Raw genomic sequence first — 18,624 nt, 5'->3', positions numbered from 1 at the left:
GATATGTACCAGTAGGACCAGATGGAACAACACCGTTAACTCCAGTTGATCCAGCAGATCCAACTAAGGGTTACGAAGCTCCACCGGTACCATCTAACCCAGGAACAGATACACCAATCAACTATGTTCCAGTTACACCAGACACACCAGCTAAGCCAGAGGAGCCAGCGAAACCAACTCCTCCAGCACAACCTGTAACTCCTGAAACACCAGCTAAACCAGCGGTAGTTGAAAAAGTAGCTAGTCCAGCTCAAGCTCAATTGCCAAATACAGGTGAAGCTTCATCAGCAGCAAGTGTGTTGGGTGCAGCAATGCTTGTAGCAGCTCTTGCTCTTGCAGGCAAACGTCGTCGTAATGAAGACTAATTACATTATTTTTCCTAATTCCTATTCGGGTAAAATAATTAAAAGGAAAGGTTCGCCTTTCCTTTTTTTGTACACGCATTTTTGATATACTAGACATAGTATATTCATGGAAAGTAGGGCATAAACTATGCAATTAGTTTATACAGATATTCGCAATCCTCTGACGCAGTATTTAACGGATACCGCAGCAGAATTTGCGAAGGAAGCTAAGCGAGTTTTTTACATTGCTCCAAACTCTCTATCCTTTGAGATGGAGCGTAAGGTTCTAGAATACCTGCCTGAACAGGCAACTTTTGATATTATCGTGACCCGTTTTGGGCAACTCGCTCGCTATTTGATGATTGATAAGAAAGAAACAGGTCAACCGCTGGATGATGTTGGTCTGGCTATGATTTTCTTTCGTGTTCTATCGCAATTTGAAGATGGTGACTTGAAAGTCTATGGTCGTTTACAGACGGATTTTGGGTTCATTAACCAGCTAGTTGCTTTATACAAAGAGTTGCAACGGGCAAATATGTCCATCTTAGACTTGGAGGCAATGGAATCTCCAGACAAGCAGGCTGATTTGGTAAAGATTTTTCTGGCTGTAACTGACATTTTGTCCAAAGAAGGCTTTGAGCATCAGTCTAAGTTAGCACAGCTGACGAGCTTGGTAGAAACTGGTCAGTTGGATGAGCAGTTGAAAAACATTGTGCTAGTGGTAGACGGATTTTCCCGTTTTTCGGCAGAAGAAGGAGCTTTAGTAAGTGCTTTAAATGAACGGGTGTCGGAAATCCTGATTGGTGTATATGCCAGCAAGAAGGCTGTGCAAGCCACCTATACGGAAGGCAATGTCTATCAAGCCAATGTTGACTTTTTACGCCAGCTATCAGTCCAGTTCGGCGCCAAAGTCACCTATATTGGTCAAGAGCCAGTTTTGGACAGTATCGGTAAGTTTTCAAAGAATATGGAGTCCGTTTACGATTACAGCGGTACACAATTGGAATTGACTGAGGAAGACAAGAAGAAAGTGTTGCTATGGGAGGTTGTTAACCAAAAAGAAGAGGTGGAGCAGGTGGCGACTGCAATTCGCCAGCATGTGCACCAAGGAACTCGCTATAAAGACATCTTGTTGCTTTTAGGTGATGTGGATAGCTACAAATTGCAGATTGGTAAGATTTTTGACAAGTATGATATTCCTTACTATTTCGGCAAGGCAGAGGAGATGAGTCATCATCCCCTAGTCCATTTTGTGGAGTCCTTGGAACGCTTGCGCCGCTATCGTTTCCGAGCGGAAGACCTGCTCAACCTCCTCAAATCTGGTTTGTACGCCAGCATTTCCCAAAAGGAGCTGGACCTATTTGAGTCTTACATCCTCTTTGCGGATATGAAGGGGCAGGCTGCCTTTTCGAGGGCTTTTTCGGTCAATGGCAGAGCGGACTATGATGCTGAGACTATCAAGGAGAAGCGACTTGTCTATGATTTGAACGTCTTGGAACCCCTACGTGCTAAGATTATGGAACCTTTGAACCAGCTGTTTAAGGCTGGACCACAATCTGGAACGGCCTTGCTTGAGAAGTTTATGGCATTTTTGGAGGCAATTGAGCTTCCCAAAAATATGGAAAAAATGTCTCAAAATTTGAGCGAAGTAGAGCAAGAAAAAGAAGAGCAGGTCTGGAAAAGTTTTACCCATATTCTAGAGAATTTTCATCAGATTTTCGGAAAAGAAAAATTGAAAATGGATGATTTTCTGGCTATTTTACAGGCTGGCATGCAGGCCAGTCACTATCGTACCGTTCCTGCAACGGTTGATGTGGTCAATGTCAAATCCTATGATTTGATCGAGCCACACACTGCTAAGTATGTTTATGCTATCGGAATGGGCCAGTCTAATTTTCCAAAAGTTGCCAAGAATACCAGTCTTTTGACAGAAGAAGAGATGGAAAAAGTCAATCTTGTCTCGGCTAGTTCTTCACGTTTTGATTTGGTCAGTCGAGAGAATATCAAGAAGAACCATGCTGCCATGATGTCTCTGCTGAATGCTGCGACGGAACAATTAGTTATTTCTACACCTCAGATTTATAACGAAGGCGAGGACAGTCTCTCACCTTATATCAAGATTCTCCAAAAAATGGGGCTGAAATCTGAAGAACGTGGTCGGATGAAAACACTTAGTCCGCAAGACATCGGTCACTACAAGAGTCTCTTATCCCGTTTGATTGAGTCGGAAAGACCATCTCTTGAACATGAAGAATGGGAAGGGCAGACGGCCTTCTGGACAGTATTGGTTCGCTATTTGAAAAAGAAATTGGAGTCACAAGGCATTGAAATTCCGACCATTACTGGCGAAATAACTTCTAAACAGCTTACAGCTGATACCTTGGCTGCTTTATATCCAGAGGATAAGCCGCTCAATCTTTCTGCATCCAGCTTGACCAATTTCTACAATAACCAATATCTTTACTTTGTCCGCAATGTTCTTCGCTTGCGGGAACAGGAATCCATCCATCCGACTGCCTTTCAGCATGGTTTGTTCTTGCACCGGATTTTTGAACGAGTGGTCATGGATCAATCTGATTTAGATTTTGATCAAAAAGTGGACAAGGCCATCCTGCATACGCGTGACGAGGCAGAATTTGCTATGTTTTATAGTCAAGATGCGGATGCTCGCTATACGGAGGAGGTGCTGGATAAGATTGCTCGTTCCAGTGCAACCATTTTGCGGGATAATGATTTGGTTGAAATTGATGGTCAGGAAAAGAGTTTCCGTCAGGATAAGGCGCTGGTTTTTGACCTTCAAAATGGCAAGAGTGTGCATGTAAATGGTACAATTGACCGCTTGGATACCTTACAAATCAATCAGGCTGTCGGTGTTGTAGATTACAAGTCCAGCGACCAATCTTTTTCAGTTGGGGATTTTTACAATGGTCTAAAACCTCAGTTGGTGACCTACTTGGCAGCCTTACAAGAGCTGGATGAAACCAAGGATAAACCTGTTTTTGGGGCTATGTACTTGCATTTGCAGGATCCGATTATCAAATTAAAAGACACGAAGAATTTAGAACAGCTAGAAGGAGCTGCCAATACGAGCTTGGTTTACAAGGGGCTTTTCTTGAAGGAGGAAAGTCTGGGGCTCAATCATTTTTATCAGACTCGTAACCAACTCTACACGGAAGATGAGTTTGCGGTTTTATTGAACCACAACCAAGAACTCTACAAACAAGCTGCCAAGGACATCCTGGATGGTCGCTTTGCTATTAACCCTTATACCAAAGATGGGCGTTCGGTGGCAGGTGAGCAGCTGAAGGCAATCACTGGTTTTGAGGCAGATCGGCACATGGGCATGGCACGGCGGTTGGTCAAAGAGGCCAAGCGTCAAGATTGGATGGAACGAATGAAAGGAGGTCAGGACTAATGGCTTTTGAAGAATTTTTAAGCGCGGAAGAAATCAGGGCTGTGCAGCTGGCGGAAGCCAATTCTGATAAGCAACAAAAACGCACACCTGAACAGATTGAAGCCATTTACACGCACGGTCAGAATGTTCTGGTCTCTGCATCGGCTGGGTCAGGAAAGACCTTCGTTATGGTTCAACGGATTTTGGATAAGTTGAAGCGTGGTGTCGGGATTGACCAGCTCTTTATCTCGACCTTTACAGTCAAGGCGGCTGGTGAGTTGAAGGAGCGGATTGAGAAAAATCTCAATGAAACCATTGCGGAGACGACGGATATGGACTTGCGTCGGCATTTGTCTGCCCAGTTGGCGGATTTGACCAAGGCGGATATTGGGACCATGGACTCCTTTACGCAGAAATTGGTCACAACCTACGGTTATAGCCTTGGCATTTCTCCGCAGTTTCGGATTTTACAGGATGAGACAGAAAAAGCGAGTCTGAAAAAAGAGGTTTTTGACCAGCTCTTTGCAGATTATCTAGAAGAGGATGAAAAAGGTGCATTCCGCAAACTGGTTCGCAATTTTTCGGGCAACCGTAAGGATAACAGTGGTTTCCGTCAGGTTGTTTATCAGGTGCATGATTTTAGTCAATCGACCAGCAGTCCAACTAAATGGCTGAAAGAGCAGGCTGTTCAAGCTGATTTGTACAGTCAAGAGCGTATAGAGCATATCTTAGAGCAAGGCTTTAAGGAAAAAGTGTTAGACAAGCTCTATCAAGCAGCAGATTTCTTCCGCTACCATGTGGAATGGGGCAGAAATGACTTTGGTTCTGCCAAGTATTTTGCAAATGTGGAAGAAGTCTTGGATTTGCTGACCGGTTTAGATAGCCTGGACCAGAAGGACTTGATGGAGCGGGTTGAAAGAATCCTTCTCATCAATGACCAGTCCAGAGGAAAAGGCCTGACCAATGCCAATCGACCAAAAGATGAGCATTTGATAGCCTTTAAAGAAGAATACAATGCTGGCAAGAACCAGATTATCTCAGGACTACGAGATTTGGGTCAAGAAGTTTATGAATTGACCCTGCTGAAAGATTATCAGATTCAAGCTGTGCCACTGCTGATATTATTACGTGACTTTGTCTTGGATTTTTCGCAGGCTTATCTGGATGTCAAAATCAAGGAAGCCGCTTTTGAATTTGGCGATATTGGGCATTTCGCTATTCGTATTTTAGAAGAAAATGTGGACATTCGCCAGTTTTTCCAAGAAAAATACCACGAAGTCATGGTGGACGAGTACCAGGATAACAACCATAGCCAAGAGCGAATGCTGGACCTGCTGTCTAACGGTTACAACCGCTTTATGGTGGGCGACATTAAGCAGTCCATCTATCGATTCCGTCAGGCGGATCCAATGATTTTCCAAGAGAAATTTGAACTTTATCAGGCAAATCCTCAGGCTGGGAAATTGATTTTGCTCAAGGAAAATTTCCGTAGTCAGATTGAGGTCTTGGAGGCGACAAATGCCATTTTCACGCGCCTGATGGACCGTCAAGTAGGGGAAATCAAGTATGACGAAACCCACAGTCTAGTGGCTGGTAGTCCTGGTCAAAAAATTGCCCAGCCCAATCATGAGATGGAATATTTGATTTACGACCAGCAGGATAGCGCAAATCCTTCAACGGATTCCGAAGATGAAACACCTCTAACTGCTGGTGAAATTGAGGTCGTTGCAAAAGAGATTATTCGTCTTCACAATGAAGAAGGAGCAGCCTTCAAGGACATCACTCTCTTGGTGCAAAAACGAACGCACAATGACCTCATTATGTCTATTTTTGAAAAACATGGGATTCCTATTGTGGCAGATGGTGGAGCAGCCTCCTATCTGCAATCTTTGGAAGTCATGATTATGCTGGATACCTTGCGGGTTATCAATAATCCACTCAATGACTATGCCTTGGTTGCCCTTCTCAAATCGCCTATGTTCCGATTCGATGAGGATGAACTGACACGGATTTCCTTGCAGGCTGGGACAGGTTTCTTTTACCAGAAAATGGAAGTAGCCCAGCAAGCAAGTGGGCAACATCCTGAACTTATGTCAGGAGAGTTGAAGAAGAAAATCACGGATTTCTTGTCTATTTTGGAAAACTGGCGTGCCTATGCCAAACTGCATTCTATTTATGACTTGATTTGGAAGATTTTCAATGAAAAATTCTACTATGACTATGTCGGTGCTCTCCCAAATGGCAGCAAGCGTCAGGCCAATCTATATGCCCTAGGTCTGCGTGCCAACCAGTTTGAAAAAACAGGTTACAAGGGCTTGTCCCGCTTCATCGCCATGATTGACCGTGCCTTAGCAAATGATAAGGATTTGGCAGATGTACAAGAGTTTCTACCGCAAAATGCTGTACAGCTTATGACCATTCACAAGTCAAAAGGTTTGGAGTTCAAATATGTCTTCCTCATGAATATCGATAAGCGATTCAACTTGGAAGACCATTACCAGTCAGTCATCATCAGCCGTAAAAATGGTCTAGGTATTCAATATTTAGCGGATATGAAAGATAAGGTAAATAGCCCATTGCCTCAGGTGCGAGTCTTAATGAACACTCTTCCTTATCAAAAGAATCTCCAAGAGCTAAAAATTGCTAACCTCTCAGAACAAATGCGGTTGCTTTATGTTGCACTAACGCGTGCAGAGAAGAAGCTGTATCTGGTTGGAAAGGGCAATGCTGACAAGTTAGCTGAAAAATACGATGGCAAGAGGGAAGATGGTGTACTTACCCAATCAACTCGTGAAAGCATGGCGACCTTCCAAGACTGGATTCTAGCCATTGATGAGGCCTTCTCAGGAGAAGACTTGCACTTCAAGAAAGTCTTTGTGACGGATGAGGATTTGACTGAGGAGAAGATTGGTAAACTGATATTGAAGAGTAAGCTAGAAGACGCCAGTCTTAAAGATATTCGTCAATCAGAAGACATTACCCAGGCCTTGGACCAATTATCTTCTGTCCAAGAGTTGAATACCCGCTATAAGGCTGCCATCGAATTACCAAGTTTACGCACTCCAAGTCAGATCAAAAAGCTTTATGAACCAATCTTGGAACAAGAAGGCATGGAAGTTATGGAAAAATACCAGCCAAAACGGACCTTCAACTTGCCAGATTTTTCCAAGAAACCAAAAATAACTGGAGCCCAAGTCGGTTCAGCAGTCCATGAACTCATGCAACGCTTGGATCTTTCTTGGTTGGTGACAGAAGATACGGTAAGAGCAGCCCTAGAAGCTGTTCATGCTGAGCAAGCGGTTAAAGACAAAATCAAAGTTCAGATGATTTTAGAGTTCTTTGATACAGACTTAGGAAGAGAAATTCTAGCCAATACGGACAAACTCCATCGCGAAGCTCCATTTGCAAGTTTGCAGACTGATCCTGTATCACAGGAACAATTTGTCCTTCGTGGGATTATCGATGGCTACCTGCTATATGATGATCATATTGTCCTCTTTGATTATAAGACAGATAAATATGACAAACCAAGCCAACTCAGCCAACGTTACCAAGCTCAAATGCAACTCTATGCAGAGGCATTGAAAAAAGCCTACAAGATAGAGCGTGTAGACTGCCATTTGATTTTGCTTGGTGGGGAAAGGATTGAAGTGGTTGAAGTCAACATATAGTCATTTAGTTGACTTTCATTATTTCGACGCAAGAGGAAACTCCGTTTCCTTATTTCCAACTTCAAACATTCCACTGGATTGTTTGAACTCGCTGTGCCGTACTCCAGTACAGAAGCTTTTGACGCGAACCTTGTTAACTTCATTTCTAACCTCCAACTGTCTCCCAGACAGTTAGAGCTAGTACTAAAAATAAACTAAACGACTATAAACTAAAAGCGAGTGGTTAAACTCGCTTTTTCTGTTTGGTTAAATTGAGTCCGAATGGGACTAGATTTTCTTCTTTTTTCAAAATTCGTTGGATATTTTCCTTGTGACGAACGATGACAAAAAGCCCCAAAAAGACGATGATGATGGTAAAGAGCCAGTCATAGCTTGGCAGGATGATTCCTATTGCTGGAAATAGCAGAGCTCCTAAGATTCCTAAAGCTGATGCCAATACACTTGAGTAAGACACCATTGATGTCAAAAAGAGTGAAGTAGCAAAGATGACAACCAGATAGAGACAGAAAGCAGGTGCGACACCTAGCAACATACCAGCGGATGTGGCAACAGCCTTCCCACCTTTGAATTGGGCAAAGATAGGGAAAGTGTGTCCCAGTACAGCCATTAACCCAAAGACAATCGGAGAAATTCCTTGGGCATGAAAGATCAGCGGAAGCAAGGCTGCCAAAGTTCCCTTGAGAAAATCAATTACAAATACAATCGTACCAGCCTTTGGACCTAAAATACGGAATGTGTTGGTTGTTCCAGTATTTCCCGAACCATGTTCACGAATGTTGATATTGAAAAAAGTTTGACCTATCCAAAGTCCTGACGGGATAGATCCCAATAAATATGCAATAAATAGTAAAATAAGATTGACTAACATGTTTTCATTATAGCATATTTTCATCTAATTTAGTCCAAAATCTTATTTTGTGAGTTGTCTCAGCCGATAGGTAACAGAAATATTTTGCAAAAATGCTAAAAAACTTGTAATATAGAAAGGATGATAAGTATGGAGGTCAGTTTTGGCTAAGAAAGAGATTAACATAAATAACTATAATGACGATGCCATTCAGGTACTGGAAGGGTTGGATGCTGTTCGCAAACGCCCTGGTATGTATATCGGATCCACAGATGGGAATGGGCTTCACCATATGGTCTGGGAGATTGTCGACAACGCTGTCGATGAAGCCTTATCTGGTTTCGGTGACCGGATTGATGTGACCATTAACAAGGACGGCAGTCTGTCCGTTTCCGACCGTGGACGTGGGATGCCCGTCGGTATGCACGCTACAGGCAAGCCAACGGTTGAAGTTATCTTCACCGTTCTCCACGCAGGTGGTAAGTTCGGTCAAGGGGGATACAAGACTTCAGGTGGTCTCCACGGGGTTGGTTCTTCGGTGGTCAATGCCCTATCCAGCTGGTTGGAAGTTGAGATTACCCGTGATGGAGCTGTTTACAAGCAACGGTTTGAGCAGGGCGGAAAGCCAGTCACGACTTTAGAGAAGATTGGTACCGCTCCAAAATCAAAAACAGGTACAAAAGTTACCTTTATGCCTGACGATACCATCTTCTCAACGACGGATTTCAAGTTCAATACCATTGCCGAACGCCTGAAAGAATCAGCCTTCTTGCTCAAACAAGTCACCATGACCTTGACAGATGAGCGGACTGGTGAGCAGGAAGAGTATCACTATGAAAATGGTGTTCAGGACTTTGTTTCTTACCTCAACGAAGACAAGGAAACCCTGACACCTGTCCTTTATTTTGAAGGAGAAGACGCAGGTTTCCAAGTCCAAGTTGCTATGCAGTACAACGACGGCTATTCAGACAATATCCTGTCTTTTGTCAACAACGTTCGGACCAAGGATGGCGGTACCCACGAAACAGGTCTCAAACTAGCCATTACCAAGGCCATGAACGACTATGCTCGTAAGACCAACTTGCTCAAGGAAAAGGACAAGAACTTGGAAGGCTCTGACTACCGTGAAGGTTTGTCTGCGGTCCTTTCTATCCTTGTACCAGAAGAGCATTTGCAGTTTGAAGGACAGACCAAGGACAAGCTGGGAAGCCCGCTTGCTCGTCCTGTGGTGGACGGCATTGTATCGGACAAGCTGACTTTCTTCCTTTTGGAAAATGGGGAATTAGCTTCAAATCTAGTTCGTAAAGCCATTAAGGCGCGTGACGCCCGCGAGGCTGCGCGTAAGGCGCGTGACGAATCCCGAAACGGTAAGAAAAACAAGAAGGACAAGGGGCTTCTGTCAGGGAAGCTAACCCCAGCCCAGTCCAAAAATCCGGCTAAAAATGAACTTTATCTGGTCGAGGGAGATTCAGCCGGAGGCTCTGCCAAACAGGGCCGTGACCGCAAGTTCCAAGCCATTCTACCTTTGCGTGGTAAGGTGATCAATACCGCCAAGGCAAAAATGGCGGACATCCTCAAAAATGAAGAAATTAACACCATGATTTATACTATTGGTGCAGGTGTTGGGTCGGATTTCACTATCGAAGATGTCAACTATGACAAGATTATCATCATGACCGATGCGGATACGGATGGTGCCCACATTCAGACCCTCTTGCTGACCTTCTTCTATCGCTATATGCGACCGTTAGTAGAAGCAGGTCGGGTTTACATCGCCCTTCCGCCACTTTATAAGATGTCTAAAGGCAAGGGCAAGACAGAAAAGATTGCTTATGCTTGGTCTGACGGAGAATTAGAAGATCTCCGCAAGGATTTTGGCAAGGGCTTCATCCTCCAACGCTACAAGGGTCTTGGTGAGATGAATGCCGATCAGCTCTGGGAAACAACCATGAACCCTGAAACCCGTACCCTTATCCGTGTGACCATTGAAGATTTGGCGCGTGCTGAACGCCGTGTATCTGTCCTTATGGGCGACAAGGTCGAGCCACGCCGTAAGTGGATTGAGGACAATGTGAAGTTTACCTTGGAGGAAAGTACAGTTTTCTAATCCATATAGGAAATGAAAAGAGCTTCCTACTGAAAGTAGAATGATAAAAAACGAGTGCTTGAAGAAATTCAGAAAGGTTTCAAGAAAGCAGAAAGCCTACTCAAGGACGATGCAAAAATGGAGCCCTTTTTGGAGAAATTGGATAAGAAAATCAAGTGGGTTCACTTTGTGGGGGACGAGATCAAATCCTTCCCAATTCCTATTAGCATGGCACGGAGTTACTGGAAGAAGTTCTACACCTGTGTGCCCACCCGCGGTATTATAGCTATCATAAGTAGCCTGATTTTTTTCCTATCACCGATCGATGTCGTCCCTGACTTTTGGGGGCATTTAGATGACGTTTTGGTTATCGCGACAGTTTGGAAGCAGGTACATAAGGATATTGATTGGTATCGTGAATAGAAGAAAAAACATCCAGAAAAGATAATACAATGAACTGACTTGTCAAAACATCAAACAATAGATTAAGAAAGAAATGATTATATTTAATATGGTGAAAAGAAAGAAAATAGAGAATAACCCTTCAAATGATGGTGGAGATAAAAAAACAGAGTTAAGTGTTTCAGTTGTAAATCCGATTGAAATTAAAACAAAATCAAAAGGATTAGGGGAAAAAATATGGCAAAAGATACCTATACTTATTTCGCTTGTTGCTCTAGGGACGTCAGTTTTTGTTGCTTATAAAAATAATAAGCGTTCAGATTATTTAGAAACAACCAATTTTAATATTGTCCAGAATTTTTGGCAAGAAAAACCAAGTTATACTTTATATAATGAATCAGAAAAACCATTAACATTGCCTCCACAGCCATCATACTATATGTATATTCCTGCTAAACTTTATTGGATATTTAAAGATGGTTATAGATATTCTACACTCATACTTTTACCTGTATCGTATGAACATGTTATATCACAAACAAGTACAGGAAAAACGATTGATGAAATTGAAACCTCTGTTTTACCCAATAATTTTTATGGTAAATTAGGTCATAGAGACATGCGTTCACACATTTTTGGAAAACCAGGAGAAGATGATATTGCATTTGAGTTAAGAGTATATCCGTTTTTAGCAATTGCCACTTACCTAGAGTACTCCTATAAGGATCGTCCCTCAGAGTTGGAATTCTCTCATTTCATAACCACTCCGTTTGGTAAACATGATTTGTCGCCTGATAGACTTCGTGATTTAGAAAATTATACGCGTAATATGGCCTCGTTTCCTGAAAATGAAATTAAAATAAAAGGTGATGAAAATATATATGATACAGCATTTTATTATTTAGTTTCCGAGTTAGATTACTTATTGGATAATAAGGAGTTATCTGAAAACGAGAAACAAAAATTGATGACTTTTATGGGAACAAAAAGAGAGATTGATGAAAGTCTTGATAGTAAGGATTTCGATTTAGAGGATGAAATGAAAAAATATCAAACTTTTGAAGAATTTCAAAAATCACTGTGGAATGAGAATAATTTTAATGGTTTAGGACAATATTTGTCTGATAAAGTAGTTCCAGCCAAAGATCCTCTCTATCCAGACTATTAGATTAAGGACGGATTATGTTTTATGTCTAACATTCAAAACATGTCCCTTGAGGACATCATGGGAGAGCGTTTTGGTCGCTACTCCAAATATATTATTCAGGAGCGGGCCTTGCCGGACATTCGTGACGGTCTAAAGCCCGTGCAACGTCGGATTCTTTATTCCATGAATAAGGACGGCAATACCTTTGACAAGGGCTACCGCAAGTCCGCCAAGTCAGTCGGGAATATCATGGGGAATTTTCACCCACACGGTGATTCCTCTATTTATGATGCCATGGTCCGCATGAGTCAGGACTGGAAAAACCGCGAGATTCTGGTGGAGATGCACGGAAACAACGGTTCCATGGACGGTGACCCGCCTGCGGCCATGCGTTACACCGAGGCTCGCCTGTCGGAAATGGCTGGTTATCTCTTGGCCGACATCGAGAAAAAGACGGTGCCATTTGCCTGGAACTTTGACGATACGGAAAAAGAACCCACTGTGCTACCAGCTGCCTTCCCTAATCTCTTGGTCAATGGAGCGACAGGAATTTCAGCAGGATACGCGACTGACATCCCGCCGCATAATCTGGCGGAGGTCATCGATGCAGTTGTTTACATGATTGATCATCCAACAGCTAGCTTGGACAAGCTAATGGAGTTCCTGCCTGGACCAGACTTCCCAACAGGTGCCATTATCCAAGGGGCTGACGAAATCAAGAAGGCCTATGAAACTGGTAAGGGGCGTGTCGTAGTTCGAAGCCGTTGTGACATTGAGCAACTCAAGGCAGGTAAGAAACAGATTGTCATTACTGAGATTCCGTACGAAGTCAACAAGGCTGTTCTGGTTAAAAAGATTGATGATGTCCGTGTCAACAACAAGGTGCCTGGTATTGCTGAGGTGCGTGATGAGTCAGACCGTACAGGTCTGCGGATTGCCATTGAGCTGAAAAAAGACAGCGACGAGCAAACCATTCTCAACTACCTTTACAAATACACCGACCTGCAAATTAATTACAACTTTAACATGGTGGCGATTGATAACTTCACACCGCGTCAGGTTGGCTTGCAGAAGATTCTGTCTAGCTACATCGCCCACCGCCGTGAGATTATCATTGCCCGTTCTAAGTTTGACAAGGAAAAGGCTGAAAAACGCCTCCATATCGTAGAAGGCTTAATCCGTGTTATTTCTATTTTGGACGAGGTTATTGCCCTTATCCGTGCTTCTGAAAACAAGGCTGATGCCAAGGAAAACTTGAAAGTTAGCTATGATTTCAGCGAAGAACAGGCAGAAGCTATCGTGACCTTGCAACTTTACCGCTTGACCAATACCGACATTGTGACCTTGGAAAATGAAGAAGCAGCCCTACGCGAGCAGATTCAGACCTTGGCAGCTATTATTGGCGATGAGCGGACCATGTTCAATCTTATGAAGAAGGAACTGCGTGAGGTCAAGAAGCAGTTTGGCAATCCTCGTTTGAGTGAATTGCAAGATCAGGCAGAAACGATTGAGATTGACACTGCCAGCTTGATTGTCGAAGAAGAAACCTTTGTCAGCGTGACCAAGGCAGGCTATATCAAACGAACAAGTCCTCGTTCTTTCAATGCCTCAACGCTTGAAGAAATGGGCAAACGAGAGGATGACCAGCTGATTTTCTTGCAAAATGCCAAGACAACCCAGCACCTCTTGCTCTTTACCAATCTTGGAAATGTCATCTACCGACCTGTCCATGAGTTGACAGATATTCGTTGGAAGGACATTGGTGAACACCTGAGCCAGACCCTGATGAACTTTGATACCAATGAAGAGATTATCTTCGCTGAACTGGTTGAGAATTTTGATGAGGGAACTTATTTCGCGGTGACTAAATACGGTCAAATCAAGCGTGTGGAGCGGAAGGAGTTTACACCATGGCGGACTTACAAGTCCAAGTCAACCAAGTATGCCAAACTCAAAGATGCGGATGATGTGGTTATTACTGTATCGCCTGTCGTCTTGGACGACATCATGCTAATGACAGAAAAGGGCTACGCTCTGCGATTTAACATCGAAGAAGTGCCAATCATCGGTGCCAAGGCGGCCGGTGTCAAGGCGGTCAACCTCAAGGATGGGGATGTGGTGGCTGCGGCCTTTATCAGCAATACCAGCTCCGTCTATCTCCTTACTCAGCGTGGTAGTCTGAAGCGGATGGCGGTGGAGGAAATCCCTGTGACCAGCCGTGCCAAGCGTGGTTTGCAGGTGCTTCGCGAACTCAAGGCTAAGCCTCACCGTGTCTTTGCGGCGGGTCCAGTCTTGACGGACCAGGGGGATTTTGATCTCTTTAGCACGGCAAATGAAGATGAGACGACTAGTCAAGTGCTTCATGTGCAGTCCAAAACGGGCAAACTCTATGAGGTTGATGTGACCCAGCTCAGCCTGTCTGAACGCACCAGCAATGGCAGCTTCGTTTCGGATACCATTTCTGATGAGGAAGTGTTTAGGGCTTGGATAGATTAAAAAGATTGCTCGCAAAGCAGTCTTTTTGCTATACTGTAGGGGAGGTAAATGCTATGAAAATTATCAAATTTTTTTCAGTATAAAAGTCTATCTATGGCTTGTTCTATCCTTCCTTCTGTTATTGTGTGGTGTATGGGGATACGGCTACATCTCTGGTGAAAAGAGTAATCAGCAGGAAGTGAGTGTCCATACGGCTATTGAGTCTGTTGAGCAAGTCAATGAATTGGTATTTCTAAATACGGCTGTCCAGAAAATTGTGACCGCTAAAAACTACACGGTCTTATTTAGTCAAGAAATGCCTTTCTCAGAAAAATCAGCCCTCTTAATCATCAAGTACAAGGCAAAATTTGGTATCAAAAGTCCTGTATCCATTGAACATCTTTCTGAAAATAGGTACAAAATTACCCTTCCAGCCTTTGAAGTCGTTGGATTGGAATTAGATGTAGAAGAACCTTATACCTTATATGATAAGAGTGGTGAGATACTTAGTTTTGCGACGGAAGAAATCGATACTGCCCAACTGATCACAGATGAATTTCAGTCAGCAGAACAAGAAACGTTTCTAGAAGATTATCAGAAAGACATAAAAGAGTCAGCCAAAAACTACTACCAAAATTTATTTAATGCTATCTCACCTGAAATTCAACTAGAATTTGTTTTTAAAGAGTAAGGGGGAACCCGGCGCCACTTCTCAGAGTTCGTGTCAACATCTCAGCGCAGTGGTTGATTGGCAGATTTGTTCGTGTCTTACACTCCAAATCTGACCTAATCAACTGTGCGGGGGTGAGAAGACGAACTCTTTATTAGACCAGTCGAGTTCTTTCTCACTCCCTTTTCTTATATTAACAAAATTTTCTGAATTTTTAATTGAAAATCACTTTCAAAAGTAGTAAAATAGTAAAAAATGAATTTGGAGAAACTATATGACAGTGAATATTGACTGGGAAAACCTTGGTTTTTCTTATATGAAACTACCTTACCGCTTCATCGCTCATTTCAAAAATGGCCAATGGTCTGAAGGGCAGCTGACCGAAGATGCGGAACTGCACATTTCAGAAAGCTCACCAGCCCTTCACTACGGTCAGCAGGCCTTTGAGGGCCTTAAAGCCTATCGCACCAAGGAGGGGAAACTCCAGCTCTTTCGTCCAGACCAAAACGCTGAGCGCCTGCAACGAACAGCTGACCGCTTGCTCATGGAGCCTGTACCGACTGACCTTTTCATCAAGGCTTGTAAAGAGGTGGTCAAAGCCAACTCGGACTACGTTCCTCCCTATGGAACTGGTGGTACCCTTTATCTCCGTCCGCTCCTGATTGGTGTCGGCGACATCATCGGCGTAAAACCTGCGGAAGAGTATATTTTCACCGTTTTTGCCATGCCGGTCGGCAACTACTTCAAGGGTGGTTTGGCTCCGACCAACTTCCTCATTCAGGACAAGTACGACCGTGCGGCACCAAATGGAACAGGGGCGGCTAAGGTTGGTGGTAACTATGCAGCATCGCTCTTGCCGGGCCAATATGCTAAAAAGCAGGGCTTCTCAGATGTCATCTATCTGGACCCAGCTACCCACACCAAGATTGAAGAAGTAGGGTCTGCTAATTTCTTTGGTATTACAGCTGATAACGAGTTTGTCACACCGATTTCGCCATCAATCTTGCCGTCCATTACTAAGTATTCTCTCTTGTATTTGGCAGAGCATCGTCTGGGAATGAAGGCAGTGGAGCGTGAAGTCCTTGTCGAAGAATTAGACCAGTTTGTCGAAGCAGGAGCTTGCGGAACAGCTGCAGTCATCTCACCAATTGGTGGTATCCAGATTGCAGACAAACTCCATGTTTTCCATAGTGAAACAGAAGTAGGACCTGTCACTCGTAAATTATATGACGAATTAACAGGTATCCAGTTTGGTGATATTGAAGCGCCAGAAGGCTGGATTGTCGAAGTAGAATAATTTCAGAAGGCTTGCACTTGCAAGCTCTTCTCTTTTTTTGTAGAATAGTAAAAGTGAGGTTTGAAAATGAGTAAAAAAGATAAAAAAATTGAAATTCAGATTGAAGATAGCAAAGTTCTTGTCAATAGAGAAGAGTTCCCTGGTTACCGCCTTGTTATAGGTAAAAAAGTAATTGGAGAAATTGCAGAATTGGCTGAAAATAACTTTGCAGTTATTAAAAATGGAAATACCGAAAGCTTTTACAAAAAATTAGAAAAAGCAGTCGGAAATATTATTGAAAATTATAATTTAAGTCACTAAAAGGCTTGTAATAGTCGCTATTTTATGTTAGAATAGTGACTGTTAGTGCACGGAGAGATAGCGAAGAGGCTAAACGCGGCGGACTGTAAATCCGCTCCTTCGGGTTCGGGGGTTCGAATCCCTCTCTCTCCATGTCTAAGATACTAAGGGCGTCAAACGCATAGTAAAAATAGGAAGTTGACTGCAAATCCTGATTTGCTAGGCGACTTATCTTTTTTACACAGCGTTTAGCCCGAGTTCATTTCAGAATACTATCTTAGAAAATGTTTTGGGGTATCGCCAAGCGGTAAGGCAAGGGACTTTGACTCCCTCATGCGTTGGTTCGAATCCAGCTACCCCAGTAAAGGTACTAGATATAGTCTAGTTCGTCAAAGATGTCTAATTGTTGTTGTCCTTGCGTGTGCCTTAAATAAAATATATTTTATGTTGGGTCGAAAGACCTGATTGTCGGAGGTTTTTTTATAATGAACGAATTTGAAGATTTGTTGAACAGTGTAAGCGAAGTTACACCTGGTGATGTGGTAACTGCAGAAGTATTGACAGTTGATGCTGGTCAAGCAAACGTAGCTATCTCAGGTACTGGTGTTGAAGGCGTATTGACTCTTCGTGAGTTGACTAACGACCGTGATGCTGATATCAACGACCTTGTAAAAGTTGGTGAAACACTTGAATTGTTAGTACTTCGCCAAGTTGTTGGTAAAGATACAGACACTGTTACTTATCTTGTATCTAAAAAACGTTTGGAAGCACGTAAAGCATGGGACAAGCTTGTTGGTCGTGAAGAAGAAGTTGTTACAGTTAAAGTAACTCGTGCCGTTAAAGGTGGTCTTGCAGTTGAATTTGAAGGTCTTCGTGGTTTCATCCCAGCTTCAATGATCGACAGCCGTTTCACTCGTAACACTGAGCGTTTCGTAGGTCAAGAATTTGATGCGAAAATCAAAGAAGTTGATCCTGCTGAGAACCGTTTCATCTTGTCACGTCGTGAAGTTGTTGAAGCAGAAGCTGCAGCAGCACGTGCTGAAGTATTTGGTAAATTGTCAGTTGGTGAAGTTGTAACTGGTAAAGTTGCACGTATCACAAGCTTCGGTGCTTTCATCGACCTTGGTGGTGTAGATGGATTGGTACACTTGACTGAATTGTCACATGAGCGTAACGTATCTCCTAAATCAGCTGTAACAGTTGGTGAGGAAGTTGAAGTTAAAGTTCTTGCAATCGACGAAGTTGAAGGTCGCGTATCATTGTCATTGAAAGCTACACAGCCTGGTCCATGGGATGGCGTTGAGCAAAAATTGGCAGCTGGTGATGTGATCGAAGGTAAAGTGAAACGTTTGACTGACTTTGGTGCTTTCGTTGAAGTATTGCCAGGTATTGATGGTTTGGTACACATCTCACAAATTTCACACAAACGTGTTGAAAATCCAAAAGATGCTTTGTCAGTAGGTCAAGAAGTAACTGTTAAAGTTCTTGAAGTAAACGCAGCTGATGAGCGTGTATCACTTTCTATCAAAGCTTTGGAAGAGCGTCCAGCAGCAGCTGAAGGCGAAGAAAAAGCAGAAAAACGTGCTCCACGTCCACGTCGTCAAAAACGTGAAGAAAAACGTGATTACGAATTGCCAGAAACTCAATCTGGATTCTCAATGGCTGACCTTTTCGGTGACATTGAATTGTAATTCAAATAAAAACTTGCCTTGTGCAAGTTTTTCATTTCCACCCTTAGTGTAATGGATATCACGTAAGATTCCGGTTCTTGAGATGGGGGTTCGATTCCCTCAGGGTGGACTAAAATAAAAAAGCCTGTACATTCAGGCTTTTTTCATAGTACGACGGGCATGTCGTACATCTGAGGTGAAAGTCCTCCGTGGGTACCCGCTACCGGTGAACCCTATAGCGACTCCCAAGCCTGACTATCGTGAGGTAGCGGATTAAAACGGTCTGGGGAGAGACCGTTTTAAGTCTGACGCTAGAAACCAAGATCGTCAGAGGAAGGGATA

12 protein-coding genes and 3 tRNA genes are annotated in these 18,624 nt (G+C 43.2%); 14 read left to right on the top strand and 1 reads right to left on the bottom strand.

Features of this window, described 5'->3' with window-relative positions; all coding sequences use genetic code 11:
• The 3 genes from ODU55_RS09850 to addA form a co-directional block, all read left to right on the top strand.
• On the top strand, window positions 1-365 hold a 365-nt coding region (locus ODU55_RS09850; protein ID WP_398582710.1), incomplete at its 5' end, for an LPXTG cell wall anchor domain-containing protein.
• Window positions 366-492: 127 nt separating this feature from the next.
• The gene (gene rexB / locus ODU55_RS09845) at window positions 493-3,759 is read left to right on the top strand and encodes an ATP-dependent nuclease subunit B (RefSeq protein WP_398582709.1); all 3,267 of its coding nucleotides are present in this window, start codon (window positions 493-495) and stop codon (window positions 3,757-3,759) included.
• A complete protein-coding gene (addA, locus tag ODU55_RS09840; RefSeq protein WP_398582708.1) occupies window positions 3,759-7,409 on the top strand; it encodes a helicase-exonuclease AddAB subunit AddA in 3,651 nt (1,216 codons plus the stop codon). Before rexB ends, addA begins: the two co-directional genes overlap by 1 nt.
• Before the next feature lie 223 nt (window positions 7,410-7,632).
• Here the strand turns inward: addA and plsY are convergent, their stop codons facing one another.
• Window positions 7,633-8,277: a glycerol-3-phosphate 1-O-acyltransferase PlsY gene (plsY, locus tag ODU55_RS09835; protein WP_398582707.1), complete on the bottom strand. Its 645-nt coding sequence runs from the start codon at window positions 8,275-8,277 to the stop codon at window positions 7,633-7,635.
• A gap of 142 nt (window positions 8,278-8,419) precedes the next feature.
• Here plsY and parE point away from each other — a divergent pair, with 142 nt between their 5' ends.
• The 11 genes from parE to ODU55_RS09780 all read left to right on the top strand — a co-directional run bounded on the left by parE (window position 8,420) and on the right by ODU55_RS09780 (window position 18,412).
• Entirely contained in the window at window positions 8,420-10,363 is a 1,944-nt protein-coding gene (gene parE / locus ODU55_RS09830) for a DNA topoisomerase IV subunit B (RefSeq protein ID WP_172022168.1), read from the top strand.
• A 54-nt stretch (window positions 10,364-10,417) separates the two neighbouring features.
• Entirely contained in the window at window positions 10,418-10,765 is a 348-nt protein-coding gene (locus ODU55_RS09825; protein ID WP_398582706.1) for a YkvA family protein, read from the top strand.
• An 88-nt stretch (window positions 10,766-10,853) separates the two neighbouring features.
• The gene (locus ODU55_RS09820; RefSeq protein ID WP_398582705.1) at window positions 10,854-11,912 is read left to right on the top strand and encodes a hypothetical protein; all 1,059 of its coding nucleotides are present in this window, start codon (window positions 10,854-10,856) and stop codon (window positions 11,910-11,912) included.
• 21 nt (window positions 11,913-11,933) lie between these two features.
• Window positions 11,934-14,387: a DNA topoisomerase IV subunit A gene (gene parC / locus ODU55_RS09815; RefSeq protein WP_398582704.1), complete on the top strand. Its 2,454-nt coding sequence runs from the start codon at window positions 11,934-11,936 to the stop codon at window positions 14,385-14,387.
• Between the two features lie 121 nt (window positions 14,388-14,508).
• Window positions 14,509-15,057 (top strand): DUF4230 domain-containing protein, encoded by a 549-nt coding sequence (locus ODU55_RS09810; RefSeq protein ID WP_398582703.1) that lies wholly within the window; start codon window positions 14,509-14,511, stop codon window positions 15,055-15,057.
• Window positions 15,058-15,310: 253 nt separating this feature from the next.
• On the top strand, window positions 15,311-16,333 hold the full coding sequence (locus ODU55_RS09805; protein WP_398582702.1) for a branched-chain amino acid aminotransferase: 1,023 nt from the start codon (window positions 15,311-15,313) through the stop codon (window positions 16,331-16,333).
• Between the two features lie 66 nt (window positions 16,334-16,399).
• Window positions 16,400-16,633, top strand: coding sequence for a DUF2969 domain-containing protein (locus ODU55_RS09800; protein ID WP_012775068.1), 234 nt, complete (start codon window positions 16,400-16,402; stop codon window positions 16,631-16,633).
• Between the two features lie 51 nt (window positions 16,634-16,684).
• Window positions 16,685-16,765, top strand: a tRNA-Tyr gene (locus ODU55_RS09795).
• 137 nt (window positions 16,766-16,902) lie between these two features.
• Window positions 16,903-16,974, top strand: a tRNA-Gln gene (locus ODU55_RS09790).
• Between the two features lie 123 nt (window positions 16,975-17,097).
• Complete coding sequence (gene rpsA, locus ODU55_RS09785; RefSeq protein ID WP_099832371.1) at window positions 17,098-18,303, top strand: 30S ribosomal protein S1; 1,206 nt, start codon at window positions 17,098-17,100, stop codon at window positions 18,301-18,303.
• A 37-nt stretch (window positions 18,304-18,340) separates the two neighbouring features.
• Window positions 18,341-18,412: transfer RNA gene (locus ODU55_RS09780), tRNA-Arg, on the top strand.
• Window positions 18,413-18,624: the final 212 nt, after the last annotated feature.

This window comes from Streptococcus sp. 2022WUSS037 (assembly GCF_044427225.1).
GTDB lineage: Bacteria > Bacillota > Bacilli > Lactobacillales > Streptococcaceae > Streptococcus.
This window is presented reverse-complemented; position numbering and strand designations above follow the sequence as displayed.

Bases quoted from the DNA above. Each gene is read 5' to 3' on its own strand.
- rexB (WP_398582709.1), top strand. From the start codon at position 493: ATGCAATTAGTTTATACAGATATTCGCAATCCTCTGACGCAGTATTTA.
- parC (WP_398582704.1), top strand. From the start codon at position 11,934: ATGTCTAACATTCAAAACATGTCCCTTGAGGACATCATGGGAGAGCGT.
- ODU55_RS09800 (WP_012775068.1), top strand. From the start codon at position 16,400: ATGAGTAAAAAAGATAAAAAAATTGAAATTCAGATTGAAGATAGCAAA.
- rpsA (WP_099832371.1), top strand. From the start codon at position 17,098: ATGAACGAATTTGAAGATTTGTTGAACAGTGTAAGCGAAGTTACACCT.
- ODU55_RS09820 (WP_398582705.1), top strand. From the start codon at position 10,854: ATGGTGAAAAGAAAGAAAATAGAGAATAACCCTTCAAATGATGGTGGA.
- addA (WP_398582708.1), top strand. From the start codon at position 3,759: ATGGCTTTTGAAGAATTTTTAAGCGCGGAAGAAATCAGGGCTGTGCAG.
- ODU55_RS09805 (WP_398582702.1), top strand. From the start codon at position 15,311: ATGACAGTGAATATTGACTGGGAAAACCTTGGTTTTTCTTATATGAAA.
- plsY (WP_398582707.1), bottom strand. From the start codon at position 8,277: ATGTTAGTCAATCTTATTTTACTATTTATTGCATATTTATTGGGATCT.